Origin of the sequence: Erwinia aphidicola (assembly GCF_014773485.1) — a bacterium.
GTDB lineage: Bacteria > Pseudomonadota > Gammaproteobacteria > Enterobacterales > Enterobacteriaceae > Erwinia > Erwinia aphidicola.
In genome coordinates this window covers 188119-202033 of sequence record NZ_JACXBP010000001.1, presented here as the reverse complement: position 1 = coordinate 202033, position 13915 = coordinate 188119, and the positions used below count along the sequence as shown (strand labels likewise).

Sequence of the window (13915 nt, the reverse complement as noted above, 5' to 3'; positions counted from 1 at the left end):
CATGCATATTGAGCTTTCAGGCCGCGACGATGCCGGCGCCGCGACCGTGGTACTTTCCGCCGGGCTGGGCGGGCTGGGCAGTTTCTGGCTACCGCAGATGAATGCGCTGCGTGCCGCGTATCGCGTGGTGGTGTATGACCAGCGCGGCACCGGCCGCAGCCCGGATACCCTGCCTGAGGGCTACAGCATGCAGGATATGGCCAGTGAACTGGCGCAGGCGCTCAGCGCGCAGGGCATCGAGCGCTACGACATCATCGGTCACGCGCTGGGTGGCATGGTGGCGCTGCAGCTGGCGCTCGACTACCCCGAACGCGTGCAGCGCCTGGTGTTGGTTAACGGCTGGCTACAGCTGGATGCTCACACCCGTCGCTGCTTCCGCGTGCGTCAGGATCTGCTGCTCAACGTTGGCGTTGAAGCCTGGGTGCGGGCTCAGCCGCTGTTCCTCTATCCGGCTGACTGGCTGTCGCAGCATCAGGAGCGCATTGAAGCTGAAGACACGCTGCACGCGGCGCATTTTCAGGGGCGTGAGAACCTGCTGAAACGTCTGCATGCACTGATGGCCTGTGATTACAGCGCGCAGGCGCAGCGTATCCACCAGCCGGTGCTGCTGCTGTGCGCGCGTGACGATCTGCTGGTGCCCTGGACCTGCTCCGAACAGCTGCTGGCCGCGCTACCTGACGCCACGCTGCAGCGCATGAACTGGGGTGGCCATGCCATGAGCGTCACAGACAGTACAACGTTTAATCACCTGCTGATGAGCTGGCTGCAAGATAAGAGCCTGGCCGCCAATACCGCCGAAATGGAGCCGTTATGTCTGAAGCCCTGAAAATTCCCGTCCCCGATACGCTGGTGGACAAACAGCAGTTTCGCAATGCGATGGCCCGCCTCGGCGCGGCGGTCAATATTATCACCACCGACGGGGCTGGCGGCCGTGCCGGGTTTACCGCTTCGGCGGTGTGCAGCGTCACCGATTCGCCGCCAACACTGCTGGTATGCCTGAACCGTTCCGCCTCGGTGTATGACGCTTTCCGCCAGAACCGCCAGCTGTGCGTCAATACGCTGGCCGCCGGGCATGAGGCGTTGTCCAACCTGTTCGGCGGTAAAACGCCAATGGCCGAGCGCTTTGTTGCCGCCGACTGGACGACGGGCGTCACCGGATCGCCGATCCTCAGCGGCGCGCTGATCTCGTTTGACTGCCTCGTCACGCAGACGATGAGCGTCGGCACCCATGACATTCTGGTATGCGAGGCGCAGGCGCTGGTCATCAACGACAGCAGCCATGGCCTGATCTGGTTCGATCGCGGCTATCACCCACTACCCCCACGCAGTTTCTGATTTTTCACGCAGTGCTCACACTCTGGAGATAACGATGGCAGCTTCCTGGTTTCCCAAATGGTCGAAAACAACGGCATCCTCCACGGGTATCGTTGCACCGGATGAAGCCCTGCCCTTAGGGCAGACGGTGATTATGGGTCTGCAGCACGCGGTGGCGATGTTTGGTGCGACGGTATTGATGCCGCTGCTGATGGGGCTGGATCCCAACCTGTCTATTCTGATGTCCGGGGTAGGTACGCTGCTGTTCTTCCTGGTAACGGGCGGCCGCGTGCCGAGCTATCTCGGCTCCAGCGCCGCTTTTGTGGGGGTGGTGATTGCCGTTACCGGATTCAATGGCCAGGGGCTGAACCCCAATCTCAGCGTTGCGCTGGGCGGGATTATCGCCTGCGGCCTGCTCTACACCCTGATTGGGGTCGTGGTGATGAAAGCCGGCACGCGCTGGATTGAGAAGATGATGCCGCCGGTGGTCACTGGCGCAGTGGTGATGGCGATTGGCCTCAACCTGGCGCCGATTGCCGTGCGCGGCGTGTCGGCCTCGATGTTTGACAGCTGGATGGCGGTGATGACGGTGCTGTGCATCGGCGTGGTGGCAGTATTTACCCGCGGCATGGTGCAGCGCCTGCTGATCCTCGTTGGGCTTATCGTTGCCTGGGCGATATATGCGGTGCTGACCAACGGCTTTGGCTTTGGCAAACCGGTCGACTTCAGCCTGCTGGCCCACGCACCGTGGTTCGGCCTGCCGCTGGTCACCTCTCCCACCTTCAGCAGCCAGGCGATGGTGATGATTGCACCCGTGGCGGTAATTTTGGTGGCGGAAAACCTCGGACACCTTAAAGCCGTGGCGGGCATGACCGGGCGCAATCTTGACCCGTATATGGGGCGTGCCTTTGTCGGCGACGGTCTGGCGACCATGCTGTCCGGCGGCGTCGGCGGCAGCGGCGTAACGACCTACGCAGAGAATATCGGGGTGATGGCGGTGACCAAAGTCTATTCGACGCTGGTATTTGTTGCGGCGGCGATGATTGCGATGGTGCTTGGCTTCTCGCCGAAATTTGGCGCGCTGATCCATACCATTCCCGGCCCGGTGATCGGCGGAGCATCGATTGTGGTATTTGGTCTGATAGCCGTGGCGGGCGCACGTATCTGGGTGCAGAACAGGGTCGATCTGAGCCAGAATGGCAACCTGATTATGGTGGCGGTGACGCTGGTGCTGGGCGCCGGGGATTTCGCGTTGAAAATTGGCAGCTTCACGCTGGGTGGGATCGGTACGGCAACCTTTGGCGCTATCCTGCTGAACGCCATTCTGAGCCATAAGCGCGCTGCGGCCTTAAGCGGCAACAGCGTGGTACGTCAGGACCTTTAGCGTCGTTGGCTGCGGGTCGGGCATGCCCGACCCCTACGATTTTTTTGGGGGGGGACGAGGCATGCCTCGCCCGCTGTTACGCGGGCTTATTATGCGCCGATTTATTGCGTTTTTTCAGCTTCAACTCGCTGATTAATACGCCCAACACAATCAGTGCCCCGCCCAGCAGCGCAACGGCGGGCAGGCGCTCCCCGGCAATACGCCCAACAATCCCTGCCCACACCGGTTCACCGGCATAAATCACCGTGGCACGCGTTGGCGATACGCTGCGCTGCGCCCAGTTCATCGTGACCTGAATCAACGCGCTGGCGACCCCCAACCCGACCGCGCTGTACAGCAGGTACGGGCTGAACGGCGGCAGCGACTCTCCGTTGGGCACCATCATCAGAAAGCCAAACAGCGACGCGGCAGCCAGCTGGATCACCGTGACGCGCTGGACGTTCACCTTGCCGGCACTGGCGCTGATCAAAATGATTTCGGCGGCGATGGCCAGCGTGCTGAGCAGCGTGGCAATCTCCCCCGCATTAAACGCCAGTTCGCCGCCGTCCGGCCCGGCCAGCAGCAGCAGGCCGCTAAACGCCAGGACGATGCCCACCCACGACATCAGCCCCGGCATTCTGCCGAGAAACATCCACTGCAGTAGCGGAACCAGCGGCACATACAGCGCGGTAATAAACGCCGATTTACTGCTGGAGATGGTCTGCATGCCGTAGGTTTGCAGGCCGTAGCCGCAGCCAATCGCCAGGCCTATCAGCGCACCGGCTTTGATCTCATACCAGGTCACCCCGCGCAGCACGCGCCAGCAGATCGCCCCCAGCAGCAGCGCGGCCGTTGCAAAGCGTACGCCAATAAAAAAGAACGGCCCGCTGACGGTCATTGCATGATGCACGGCAAGAAAGGTCCCGCCCCAAATCATGGTAATGAGGATCAGCACCCCTTCCTGCGGGTTGACGGCGAATTTATAACGAGAGAGAAAAGCAGACATGGTGCGCCCAGCTGAAAATTTGGCGTCAGTGTGCGGGGTTCGCTTTACGGAATCAAGTGCCGTTATTGTCAACGTAAGGATGAGCCGCCGGGCGAGCCCGGCGGCGGGCTGCGGGTGGGATAGATCAGTGCTCTTCCGTTTTGCTTCTGCTGCCGCGGCTGTTGCGGCCACCTTTTTCCCCTGCAAGGGAGGCACGCTGCGGGTCATTTTTGAAGTTGCCCCCGCTCACTTTTCCGCCCTTCCGCCCTGCTTCTGATGCTCTTTCACGGTTCTCAGCGAAATTTCCAGATCCACCACGATGTTCGGCCATTTCTTACCTCCGAATAGTTAAGACATCATACTGAATTGCACCGACCGCTGATGCTGCCGCCGGCTGTTTCGCGTACAGGCCACGATGCCCGCCGCGCTGTTAAGCATAGTGTATTAAGCGGAATGTCGTGACAAACGCGGTTCTGATGACGCCCGATTGCCGCGAACAGCCTGATTTACCCTTCAATTTTCATTAATGAATAATGCGAAATAATAAGCTAAACGGGCGGTGGGTGAGCAAATATTGTTCAGACGGCGGGCATAAGACAGGGCATCTTCTATACTGACAAATCGGACAAACGATCGCTTCTCAGCGTTAATCAGGGAGTCGCAAAATGGCAAAGATTTTAGTGCTCTATTACTCAATGTACGGCCACATTGAGACCATGGCGCAGGCCGTCGCCGAAGGCGCAAAACGCGTTTCCGGCGCCGAAGTCACTATCAAGCGCGTACCGGAGACCATGGATGCCACCCGCTTCGCCGAGGTGGGCGGCAAAACCGGGCAGGCTGCCGAGGAAGCCACCCCGGATGAACTGGCGCAGTATGATGCCATTCTGCTTGGCACGCCTACCCGCTTCGGCAATATGGCCGGGCAGATGCGCAGCTTCCTTGACCGAACCGGCGGGCTGTGGGCATCGGGCGCGCTGTACGGCAAGCTTGCCAGCGTGTTTGCCTCCACCGGCACCGGCGGCGGTCAGGAACAGACCATCACTTCAACCTGGACGACCCTTGCCCACCACGGCATGGTGATTGTCCCCATCGGATACGGCACCAAAGAGCTGTTTGATATTTCGCAGGTGCGCGGAGGAACGCCCTACGGTGCTACCACCATTGCCGGAGGCGATGGTTCACGTCAACCCAGTGCCGAAGAGCTGAACATTGCCCGCTATCAGGGTGAGTACGTTGCCGGGCTGGCAGTAAAACTAAACGGATAATCTCAACCACAGGAGAGCAATATGCTAACGCAGAAATCGAAAGAACATCACGTCGGGGAATTTGCATCCGTCCGTAATACCTCTAAGGAGATTGCTGAGGCTATTTTCGAAGTGGCAAATTACGATGAAAAGCTCGCTGAGCAGATCTGGGAGCAGCAGGGTAGCGACGAAGTCCTTATTCGCGCCTTCGAAAAAACGGATCAGGACGTTCTGACCTGGGACAGCAAAGTGGTTGAGCGCAGGAACGTTTAACGATATCAGGGCGGGTCTTACCCGCCCTTTCACGCGTAGGACTCATCCGATAACTGAACATCCCCTGTTTTCTCTACTACGCTTGATCCCACGTTTCACTGACAGCCAGAATCCGGCTGCTTACTGACAGAGGAAAGTTTCTATGTCCTATCAGACAATCAATCCTGCAAGTAATGAGCTCATTAAATCCTGGCCTTCCCACAGCGACAGCGACGTCGAAAAAGCGCTGGCGACTGCGGACCAGCTCTATCATTCAGCATGGTCAAAAGGTCCGATCCAGCCGCGTTTGCAGGTGCTAAAAAAGCTGGCTGACCTGATCGACAGCCGCGTCGACGAACTGGCTAAGACCGCCAGCATTGAAATGGGCAAACTGATCGCCCAGAGCAAAGGCGAAGTCGAACTCTGCGCGCAGATCGCCCGTTATTATGCCGAGAATGCCGAGCGCTTTCTCGCCCCCACCCGCTACCCGAGTGAACTGGGTGAAGCCTGGGTAGAAAATCATCCGATCGGTGTTCTGGTGGCGGTTGAGCCGTGGAACTTCCCGTTCTACCAGCTGATGCGCGTACTGGCGCCTAACCTGGCAGCGGGTAACCCGGTGCTGGCGAAGCATGCCCCTAACGTGCCGCACTGCGCCACGCTGTTTGAGGAGCTGGTAACAGAAGCCGGCGCGCCTGCCGGGGCCTGGACCAACCTGTTTGCCAGCAACGATCAGATTGCCACGCTGATTGCCGACGATCGCGTGCAGGGTGCCGCGCTGACCGGTTCTGAACGTGCCGGTAGCGCCGTGGCGCAGCAGGCCGGTAAATATCTGAAGAAAACCACCCTTGAACTGGGCGGTAACGACGTCTTCGTGGTGCTTGACGACTGCGATCTGGACAAAGCGGTGAAGGCCGGGGTTGGCGCGCGTCTCAGCAACTGTGGCCAGGTCTGTACCGCTGCTAAACGCTTCCTGGTGCATGAAAAAGTGGCCGATAGCTTTATCGAGAAGCTAAGCGCGGCGTTTAAGGATGTAAAAATCGGCGATCCGCTTGACGCCAGCACCACCCTCGGCCCGCTCTCATCAGCCGATGCCCGCGATCGCCTGCAGAAGCAGGTTGAACAGGCGAAAGCTAAAGGTGCCACGGTGCTGCTGGGTGGCGCACCGGTAGCGGGTGAAGGCTGCTTCTACCAGCCGACCATTCTGACCGGCATTACGCGTGACAATCCGGCCTACTTCGAAGAGTTCTTTGGCCCGGTGGCGCAGGTCTACGTGGTGAAAGATGACGATGAAGTGGTGAAGCTGGCCAATGACTCCCACTACGGTCTGGGCGGTGCGGTATTCAGCCGCGATATCCCGCGTGCCAAGGCGCTGGCCTCGCGCATCGAGACCGGCATGGTTTATATCAACTCGGCAAGTAACACTGCAGCCGAGCTGCCATTTGGTGGCGTTAAGCGTTCCGGCTATGGCCGCGAGCTCTCCGACCTTGGCATTAAAGAGTTTGTGAATCAGAAACTGGTGGTGGTCAGTAACGACGAATAACCTCTCCTCATCAGTAAACGTCAAGCCGACATAATGTCGGCTTTTTTTTTACCCCGGTCAGGCCTGAGAAATGGGCCGGCCCTGTTTGGCCCGCTGCAACAGCAGTGCTGCGGGACGCCAGAAGTGGGGTTCTTCCTCCGCAAATCGGGTTAAATCACGCACTACCCGGTCCAGCCCAAGGGTGTCGGCGTAAAACAGCGGGCCGCCCCGATAGCGGGGGAAGCCAAAGCCCGCGACCATGACCACATCCACATCTCCCGGACAGCGGGCGATGCCCTCTTCCACCACTTTTGCCCCCTCATTGATCATTGCCAGCAGGTAGCGTCGAACAATCTCAGGCGGGCTGAAGCTGCGCGGCACAATATTTGCCCGGCGGCGCTCGGCATCAACCACGGCCAGCACTTCAGGGTCAGGTAGCCCGTTTTTCTCGCCCGCAGCGTAGCGATACCACCCGCGCCCGGTTTTTTGCCCCAGCCATCCCTGTTCGCACAGGCGGTCGGCAATGCTGACATAGCGCTCGCGCGCATCGCGGGTCGCCGCGCGCCGCCTGCGCGTGGCCCAGCCGATGTCACCACCGGCCAGATCGCTGGTTTCAAACGGCCCCATAGCAAAGCCAAAGCCGCGCAGCGCGCTGTCAATCTCATACGGTGAGGCCCCCTCCACCAGCATGGCCTCGGCAGCCCGGCGAGTCACAGACATAATACGGTTGCCGATAAAGCCATCGCAGATGCCGCTGCGCACCGCTATTTTGCCCAGCCGCCGTGCCAGACTGAACGCACTGGCAACAATACGCTGTGGGACGCTCTCCGGGGCGATCACCTCCAGCAGCCGCATGACCGGCGCGGGAGAAAAGAAATGCAGCCCCAGGCTGTGGCTGGCGCAGGCGGTTCCCGCGGCTATCTGGGTAATAGAGAGGTAGGAGCTATTGCTGGCCAGCAGCGCATCGGCGCGGCAGTGAACGGCTAACTGGCGAAACAGCGCCTGTTTAACGGCCAGATCTTCCGTCACCGCTTCGACAACCAGATCGGCAGGTTGCAACGCGCTCAGCTCAAGCGTCCCCTGCAGTCGCGCCAGCCGGCTCTGCACTTCGCCTGGCGTCAGCCGCATTTTCGCGATCTGGCGCTGGAAATAGCCCCTGATGCGTGCCAGCCCGCCCTCCAGGCTCAGCGCGTCACGCTCAACCAGAGTGACCTGCAGACCGGCGTTCAGCATCACCACCGCGATACCCGCCCCCATCGTTCCCCCGCCAATTACCCCCGCAGCGCTGAAGCTTGCTGGCGTAACCCCCGGCGGCAGAGGAAACTTTGCTGCTCTTTTCTCCGCCAGAAAAATGTGCACCAGCGCGCGGTGCTGAGGGCTGAAGAGGCAGCGCTGAAACTGTGCCGCTTCGAAGCGACAGCCCGCGGCAAATGTACTGCGGCTGGCCGCCTCCACGCAGTCAATAATCAGCGCGGGAGAGAACAGCCCCCTGAACTGTAGCGCCAGCTTCGCACGCGCGGCGCTGAGCGCTGCCTGCACCGACTCGCGGCTCTCTGCTCTGGCGCTTGTCGTCGCGCTACGGCGCACTTCCCCGCCTGCCGCCAGCAGTTCGCGGGTCCATGTCAGGCCATCTTCACGCGCATTGTGCCCCAGGCGATCTACCAGCCCGATCGCCAGCGCCTGTTCACCCGAGAGCAGATCACCGCCGAGCATCATGTCGAGCGCCGCCTTGACGCCTGTCAGCCGCACGCTGCGCTGGCTGCCCCCGGCGCCGGGCAGCAGGCCGAGCCTGATTTCCGGCAGCCCCAGACGCGCGTCGGGCAGTGCCAGCCGATAGTGGGCCGCCATCGCCAGCTCCAGCCCGCCGCCAAGTGCGTTGCCGGAAATTGCCGCCACCACCAGCTTATCGCTGGCTTCCAGCTGGTCGCAGAGATCGCGCAGTGCGGGCGGCGGGCGGGCCTGACCAAATTCCCGAATGTCGGCTCCTGCCGAAAAGTGGCCACCGCGACCCAGCAGCAGCAGTGCCGCAATCTCATCATCGTGACTCAGCTGCAGCAGTAGCGCCTGAAGCGCAGTGCGCACCGCTGCGCTGATGGCGTTGACCGGTGGATTATCTAGGGTGGCGATCAAAATCGTCCCCTGACGCGCCAGCGCTATTCCCACACGCCCGCGTGGCTGCTGACGGTTGTTTTTCATGGTCGCTTACCTCCCGTTATCATTAGCTTACGCCTTTATCGGCGGCGCCAGGCGATAGCTGGCCGGGGTGCGGCTGAGCTTAATCGGCGAGGCGACGCCACAATAGCCGTCACCGATACGGATGATCATCTTACGGTGGAGGGTGTGCGGATGTGACAGGGCGGCATCAACCGTGAGCAGCGGCGCGCTGGGCACCCCCGCCCTTAGCAGCTGCTCTGAAAATTCGGCTCCGTCATAGCCAGCCAGCTGCGCAATCAGTAAAGTGCGCAGCTGCCGCCGGTTTACCGAGCGCGCGGCAGGGGTAGCAAAGCGCTCATCGCCTGCCAGTTCGGGCGCCTGCAGGCATTCACACAGCGTGTGAAACTGCCTGTCGTTGCCTGCGCCAATAAATACCGCCACGCCACCCGTTGGGAAAACGTCATAGGGATAGACGCTGATATGGGCATTGCCGCTGCGCTGCGGCGGCTGCTGGCTGGTGAGCCAGTTAGTCGAATAGGGATGCAGCATCGAGAGCGCGGTATCATACAGGCTGGCTTCAATAAACTGCCCCAGCCCGCTGCGGGTGCGCTCAAACAGCGCCAGCAGAATACCGATGGCCGCATTCATCCCGGCAGACTGGTCGACTATCGGTATCCCGACGCGTACGCCACCGCTGTCTGCTTCGCCGTTGACGCTCATTATGCCGCTCATCGCCTGTAGCGCGGCGTCATAGCCGACTAATCCGCCGAGCGGACCATCGCCACCAAAACCCGACACGCGGCAGTGGATCAGGCGCGGAAAGCGCCTTGCCAGGCTCTCATAGCCTATTCCCCACCTCTCCATCGTGCCGGCCTTGAAGTTTTCAATCAGCACATCCGCATCGGCCAGCAGCTCAAACAGCGTTTCGCGCCCGCTCTGCTGCGATAAATCCAGAGACGGACCGCTGCGTTTATTGCGGTTAAGACCCAGGTAGTACGCCGCCACCCCCTGTTTGAAAGGCGGCCCCCAGCGGCGGGTTTCATCGCCCTGCGGCGGCTCGACTTTTATCACGTCGGCACCGTGATCGCCCAGCAGCTGGCCGCACCAGGGCCCCCCCAGCACGCGCGAGAGATCGATAACGCGGATCCCCGCCAGTGAACCTGTGGTTAACGCCGTCATGGCTATTGCTCCCGCCCGGCATCGCCGACGTCGGCCAGCAGCTGCGCTTCAACCTCAGGCGCCATCGCTGCATCACGGCCCAGCGGGTTATGCGGCAGCAGCTTATGAATAAGGATTAGCTGGGCAAGCTGGCGTCTGGCCGGCAGCCCGGCCTGCTGGCTCTCCCACGCCATGATGACCGCACTGATGAAATGATAGAGTCCGCTGGCTGCGGCACGGGCCAGCGCCGTGCCCTCGGGTTGAGCGCTCGCTGCGGCCAGCGCCCACACCTGTTCCTGCGCTGCGGCAAACTGCTGCTGCAGCTCGCTGCCCAGCTTTGCCTCAGACAGGTAGTGCGCCAGCCAGGGCGCCAGCGCCTCCAGCGACTGCTCCCGCAGAATGGCGCGCCGCACGTCCAGCGCCACAATGTTGCTGGTCCCTTCCCAGATCGAGCCAAGCTGCGCATCCCTGAACAGGCGTGGGTCGCCCCACTCTTCGATATAACCGCAGCCGCCGCGCACCTCCATGGCATCTGCGGTGACCTTACGCGCATCGCGGCAGGCGCGAAACTTAATCAGCGGCGTCAGAATACGCAGCAGCGCGTAAGCCTGTTTATCACCGCCGTCAGCCCGGCGCAGTATCTCTGCGCTCTGCAGCACCATGCTGCGCGCCTGCTCACAAGGCAGTAAAATTTTTAGCAGCTGGCGTCGCATCAGCGGCTGCTCAATCAGCGTTTTGCCGAAGGCACGCCGCTGCCGGGCGATGTAGAACGCTTCGCTGACCGCCCGCTGCATCAGCCCGGCGGAGCGCACGCCGTTTGACAGACGCGAGTTGTTAATCATATCCGCCATCTGTACAAAGCCACGACCTGCCTCACCCACCAGCCAGGCCTGGGCACCTTCCAGCCGGATCTCTCCGCTGGCCATCGAGCGCGTGCCCAACTTATCTTTCAGCCGCAGAATTCGGTAGGCGTTGGCGGCTCCCCCCTCCAGCGTGCGCGGCAGCAGAAACAGCGACACCCCTTTTATCCCCCCGGGAGCGCCCTCAATACGTGCCAGCACCATCGCCAGCCCGGCGTCAGGGTTCGAGCAGAACCACTTTTCGCCATACAGCAGATAGTGATCTTGCGCTGGCACCGCCAGCGCGGTGGTGGCGGCAATATCAGAACCTGCGTCCTGCTCGGTCATAAACATCGCTCCCTGCAGGCGCGTTGCGGCATCCAGGGAGGTCAGGCGCGGCAGATAACGCTGCGTCAGCATCGGCGAGCCAAACTTTTTCAGCGTGCGCGCCAGCGAGTCGGTCATTGAAACCGGGCACATCAGACCAAATTCGGCCTGCACGAACAGATAGGTAAACAGGTATTTCACCAGCGGCGGGCAGGGCCCCGGCCAGCCGGGAAGATCGGCGCGGTGTGAGAGCGCCGCCATGGCAAAGTCACCAAAAGCAAGCTGTTCCATTTCGCTATACGCCGGGTGCTTGATGATGCTCTGCCGGTCGTTGCCGGTGCGGCTGCGCATCTTCAGCTGCGGTGGATTTTTATCGGCGCTCTCGGCAAGTGCATTCAGCCGCCCCCCGGCCAGTGCCCCCAGCGTTTGCAGCCGGGCATGCAGCTGTTTGCGCAGTGCGTCAGAGAGATAAAGCGGCAGGAGAGCCTGAAGCGTGGTGTCGCTGGTAAACAGATTGACGTCGTGACGATCCGGAATGTTTTCCGCTTGAGAATTGAAGAGAGACATGTGACCTCCATTGCGTTGTCTGAGGACCACTGTTGGCAAATGGCGCAGCTTTGTCCAATACCGACGCTGTATCGGCTGATACTGTATTCAGATGATGTCGCCACCGGAGGAGTGAACTGCCGCTCATGGATACCCGTCGTTTACACTATTTTCTGGTGCTGGCCGAGGAGCTGCATTTTGGCCGTGCCGCCCTGCGTCTGGCTATTTCACAGCCGCCGCTGAGCGTCAGCATTCGCCAGCTGGAGGAGTCAATCGGGGCAAAATTGTTTGAACGCAGCCACCAGCAGGTGCGGCTAACTGCCGCAGGTAAGGCGCTGATCCCTGCGGCCCAGGCGCTGCTGGACCGGATGGAAAGCATGCTACTTGAGGTGCAAAACGTGGCGCACGGGGTGACCGGCCATCTGCGTATCGGTTATGTCGGCGCGCTGCTCTATCAGGGACTGCCCGAGCTGATGCAGCAGTTTCAGCAGCGCCACGCGGGGATGCAGCTGAGTATGCGCGAGCTCAATACCTGCAACCAGCTAAGCGAGCTGGCTCACGGCAGCCTGGACGTGGGGTTTATTCATACATCCCCCCTGCCCGCAGGCCTCTCCTCACTGCGTTTTTCCCACGACAGGCTGGCACTCTGCTTACCGGTGCAGCATCCGCTGGCTGCTGCCGGTGAGCTGGCGCTCAACCAGCTCAAAGAGGAGCCATTTATCCTCTTCGCGCGCCGATTTTCCCCGCGTTATTACGACCGCATTCAGTCAGTATTGCTGGCCGCAGATATTGAGCCCGACACGCGCTGGGAGGCACGCCACTGGCTGGGCGTCGTGGCGCTGGTGGCGCGCGGTTGCGGTATCGCACTGGTCCCCGCCAGCCTGCGTTTTACCGCGATGGCCGGCGTCAGCTATTGCCCGCTGCCGCAGAGTTCGCTGCTGTTACCCTCGCTCTGCGTCTGGAACAGCGCTGAACAACGGCCGCTGCTCTCCGCACTGATCGCGATGCTGCGGCTACCCCACCAGCGCCTTAATCCGGCTGACGATATGCTCGCCGATCGGCAGGGCTGAGGTGGCAGCAGGCGACGGCGCGTTGCAGACGTGAAGGGTGCGGGCAGTGCTGACGAACAGAAAGTCGTCGATAAGCTCCCCTTCACGCGTGACTGCCTGGGCGCGCACGCCCGCCGGATGCGGCAGCAGGTCCTGCTGTTGTAGAGTGGGGCAATAGCGCTGCACCAGCCGCAAATAGCCACTTTTGTAGAGTGAATTTTTCATCTCCTGCACGCCCGCCTGAAAGTGCCTGCGCAGCATTTTGCGCATTCCCGGATAGGCCGCCATTTGCCGGACATCGCGCCAGCTGAAATCAAGTTTGTGATAGCCTTCCCGCTGCATGGCCAGCACCGCATTGGGGCCGACGGTGACGCTACCCTCAATCGTCCGCGTCAGGTGAACGCCGAGAAACGGCACCGCAGGGTCGGGCACCGGATAGATAAGATGGTTAACAATCTGGTTGTGCTGGCTGGCAAGACGGAAATATTCGCCGCGGAACGGACAGATGATAAAGCCCGCATCGATCCCCAGCATAGCCACCAGCCGATCGGCCATCAGCCCTGAGCAGGCGATCAGATAGCGTGAGCTGAACTCGCTGCGCGCCGTGGTGATGGCCACGCTTTGCCTCTCCTCATGCAGCGCTGTGACCTCAGCCTGATAGATAATTTCACCGCCCCGGCGGGTGAATATCTCAGCCATCGTAACCGTGACCTGACGGTAGTCAACAATACTGCTGGCGGGCACCAGAATGCCGCCGAGGCCAACAATATTTGGCTCCCTCTCTTGCAGCTGTTCTGCATTCAGCCACTCCCGCTGCAGCCCGTTTGCCGCCGAACGCTTCCACAGGGTTGCCATGCGATCCATCTCAAGCGGCGTTGTGGCGACAACTATTTTTCCACACGCCTGCCAGGGAATTTGATGGCGTGAGCAGAATTTCCTGGTCGCCTGATTGCCGGCCAGGCAGAAGCGCGCCTTCAGGCTGCCCGGCGTGTAATAGACCCCCGCGTGGATCACGCCACTGTTGTGACCGGTCTGGTGCTGGGCTGGCCCGGTCTCCTTCTCCAGCACCGCTATCCGCGCATCCGGATAGGCGGTCATCAGCTGCATAGCCGTCGACATCCCGATAATGCCCCCGCCAACAATCACGAAATCATACATTGTGCGC

General features: G+C 61.0%; 12 protein-coding genes and 1 pseudogene. 7 read left to right on the top strand and 6 right to left on the bottom strand.

Annotation, left to right across the window (positions count from 1 at the left end; all coding sequences use genetic code 11):
* Nucleotide 1 precedes the first annotated feature (1 nt).
* Genes rutD through rutG form a run of 3 tightly spaced genes read left to right on the top strand, consistent with a single transcriptional unit; the run spans nucleotide 2 to nucleotide 2698 of the window.
* Nucleotides 2-826, top strand: coding sequence for a pyrimidine utilization protein D (rutD, locus tag ID864_RS00895; protein WP_048916459.1), 825 nt, complete (start codon nucleotides 2-4; stop codon nucleotides 824-826).
* Nucleotides 811-1335 (top strand): NADH-dependent FMN reductase RutF, encoded by a 525-nt coding sequence (gene rutF, locus ID864_RS00890; RefSeq protein WP_048916460.1) that lies wholly within the window; start codon nucleotides 811-813, stop codon nucleotides 1333-1335. Before rutD ends, rutF begins: the two co-directional genes overlap by 16 nt.
* A 34-nt stretch (nucleotides 1336-1369) precedes the next feature.
* Nucleotides 1370-2698: a pyrimidine utilization transport protein G gene (gene rutG, locus ID864_RS00885; protein ID WP_099753388.1), complete on the top strand. Its 1329-nt coding sequence runs from the start codon at nucleotides 1370-1372 to the stop codon at nucleotides 2696-2698.
* Between the two features lie 76 nt (nucleotides 2699-2774).
* On the opposite strand, the gene ID864_RS00880 is transcribed toward rutG, so the two are convergent.
* On the bottom strand, nucleotides 2775-3683 hold the full coding sequence (locus tag ID864_RS00880; RefSeq protein WP_191149273.1) for a DMT family transporter: 909 nt from the start codon (nucleotides 3681-3683) through the stop codon (nucleotides 2775-2777).
* A 124-nt stretch (nucleotides 3684-3807) separates the two neighbouring features.
* On the bottom strand, nucleotides 3808-3993 hold the full coding sequence (locus ID864_RS00875; RefSeq protein ID WP_048916463.1) for a con-10 family general stress protein: 186 nt from the start codon (nucleotides 3991-3993) through the stop codon (nucleotides 3808-3810).
* Between the two features lie 334 nt (nucleotides 3994-4327).
* On the opposite strand from ID864_RS00875, the gene wrbA reads away from it, so the two are divergent.
* From wrbA to ID864_RS00860, 3 genes are all read left to right on the top strand, one after another.
* Nucleotides 4328-4927, top strand: coding sequence for an NAD(P)H:quinone oxidoreductase (gene wrbA, locus ID864_RS00870; protein ID WP_048916464.1), 600 nt, complete (start codon nucleotides 4328-4330; stop codon nucleotides 4925-4927).
* 21 nt (nucleotides 4928-4948) lie between these two features.
* Nucleotides 4949-5179: a YccJ family protein gene (locus tag ID864_RS00865; RefSeq protein ID WP_048916465.1), complete on the top strand. Its 231-nt coding sequence runs from the start codon at nucleotides 4949-4951 to the stop codon at nucleotides 5177-5179.
* Nucleotides 5180-5321: 142 nt separating this feature from the next.
* Nucleotides 5322-6698 (top strand): NAD-dependent succinate-semialdehyde dehydrogenase, encoded by a 1377-nt coding sequence (locus ID864_RS00860; RefSeq protein ID WP_048916466.1) that lies wholly within the window; start codon nucleotides 5322-5324, stop codon nucleotides 6696-6698.
* Nucleotides 6699-6755: 57 nt separating this feature from the next.
* Here ID864_RS00860 and ID864_RS00855 read toward each other — a convergent pair whose 3' ends face one another.
* From ID864_RS00855 to ID864_RS00845, 3 genes are read right to left on the bottom strand one after another with little or no spacing between them, the layout of a single operon-like run.
* Nucleotides 6756-8873, bottom strand: a complete 2118-nt coding sequence (locus ID864_RS00855; protein ID WP_191149272.1) for a 3-hydroxyacyl-CoA dehydrogenase NAD-binding domain-containing protein — start codon at nucleotides 8871-8873, stop codon at nucleotides 6756-6758.
* A gap of 27 nt (nucleotides 8874-8900) precedes the next feature.
* On the bottom strand, nucleotides 8901-10010 hold the full coding sequence (locus ID864_RS00850; RefSeq protein WP_048916470.1) for a CaiB/BaiF CoA transferase family protein: 1110 nt from the start codon (nucleotides 10008-10010) through the stop codon (nucleotides 8901-8903).
* A gap of 2 nt (nucleotides 10011-10012) precedes the next feature.
* Nucleotides 10013-11722 carry an acyl-CoA dehydrogenase family protein gene (locus tag ID864_RS00845; RefSeq protein ID WP_191149271.1) on the bottom strand — a complete coding sequence of 570 codons (1710 nt, stop codon included), beginning with the start codon at nucleotides 11720-11722 and terminating at the stop codon, nucleotides 10013-10015.
* A gap of 125 nt (nucleotides 11723-11847) precedes the next feature.
* On the opposite strand from ID864_RS00845, the gene ID864_RS00840 reads away from it, so the two are divergent.
* The gene (locus tag ID864_RS00840) at nucleotides 11848-12771 is read left to right on the top strand and encodes a LysR family transcriptional regulator (RefSeq protein WP_053110435.1); all 924 of its coding nucleotides are present in this window, start codon (nucleotides 11848-11850) and stop codon (nucleotides 12769-12771) included.
* On the opposite strand, the pseudogene lhgO reads toward ID864_RS00840, so the two are convergent.
* Nucleotides 12721-13908 (bottom strand): annotated as a pseudogene (gene lhgO / locus ID864_RS00835) (L-2-hydroxyglutarate oxidase); the annotation flags it as partial. The gene ID864_RS00840 and the pseudogene lhgO overlap by 51 nt on opposite strands.
* Between the last annotated feature and the right edge of the window lie 7 nt (nucleotides 13909-13915).

Coding starts and splice junctions, on each gene's coding strand:
- rutG (WP_099753388.1), top strand. CDS start 1,370: ATGGCAGCTTCCTGGTTTCCCAAATGGTCGAAAACAACGGCATCCTCC.
- ID864_RS00855 (WP_191149272.1), bottom strand. CDS start 8,873: ATGAAAAACAACCGTCAGCAGCCACGCGGGCGTGTGGGAATAGCGCTG.
- ID864_RS00850 (WP_048916470.1), bottom strand. CDS start 10,010: ATGACGGCGTTAACCACAGGTTCACTGGCGGGGATCCGCGTTATCGAT.
- ID864_RS00840 (WP_053110435.1), top strand. CDS start 11,848: ATGGATACCCGTCGTTTACACTATTTTCTGGTGCTGGCCGAGGAGCTG.
- ID864_RS00860 (WP_048916466.1), top strand. CDS start 5,322: ATGTCCTATCAGACAATCAATCCTGCAAGTAATGAGCTCATTAAATCC.
- ID864_RS00875 (WP_048916463.1), bottom strand. CDS start 3,993: ATGGCCGAACATCGTGGTGGATCTGGAAATTTCGCTGAGAACCGTGAA.
- rutF (WP_048916460.1), top strand. CDS start 811: ATGTCTGAAGCCCTGAAAATTCCCGTCCCCGATACGCTGGTGGACAAA.
- ID864_RS00845 (WP_191149271.1), bottom strand. CDS start 11,722: ATGTCTCTCTTCAATTCTCAAGCGGAAAACATTCCGGATCGTCACGAC.
- ID864_RS00865 (WP_048916465.1), top strand. CDS start 4,949: ATGCTAACGCAGAAATCGAAAGAACATCACGTCGGGGAATTTGCATCC.
- rutD (WP_048916459.1), top strand. CDS start 2: ATGCATATTGAGCTTTCAGGCCGCGACGATGCCGGCGCCGCGACCGTG.
- wrbA (WP_048916464.1), top strand. CDS start 4,328: ATGGCAAAGATTTTAGTGCTCTATTACTCAATGTACGGCCACATTGAG.
- ID864_RS00880 (WP_191149273.1), bottom strand. CDS start 3,683: ATGTCTGCTTTTCTCTCTCGTTATAAATTCGCCGTCAACCCGCAGGAA.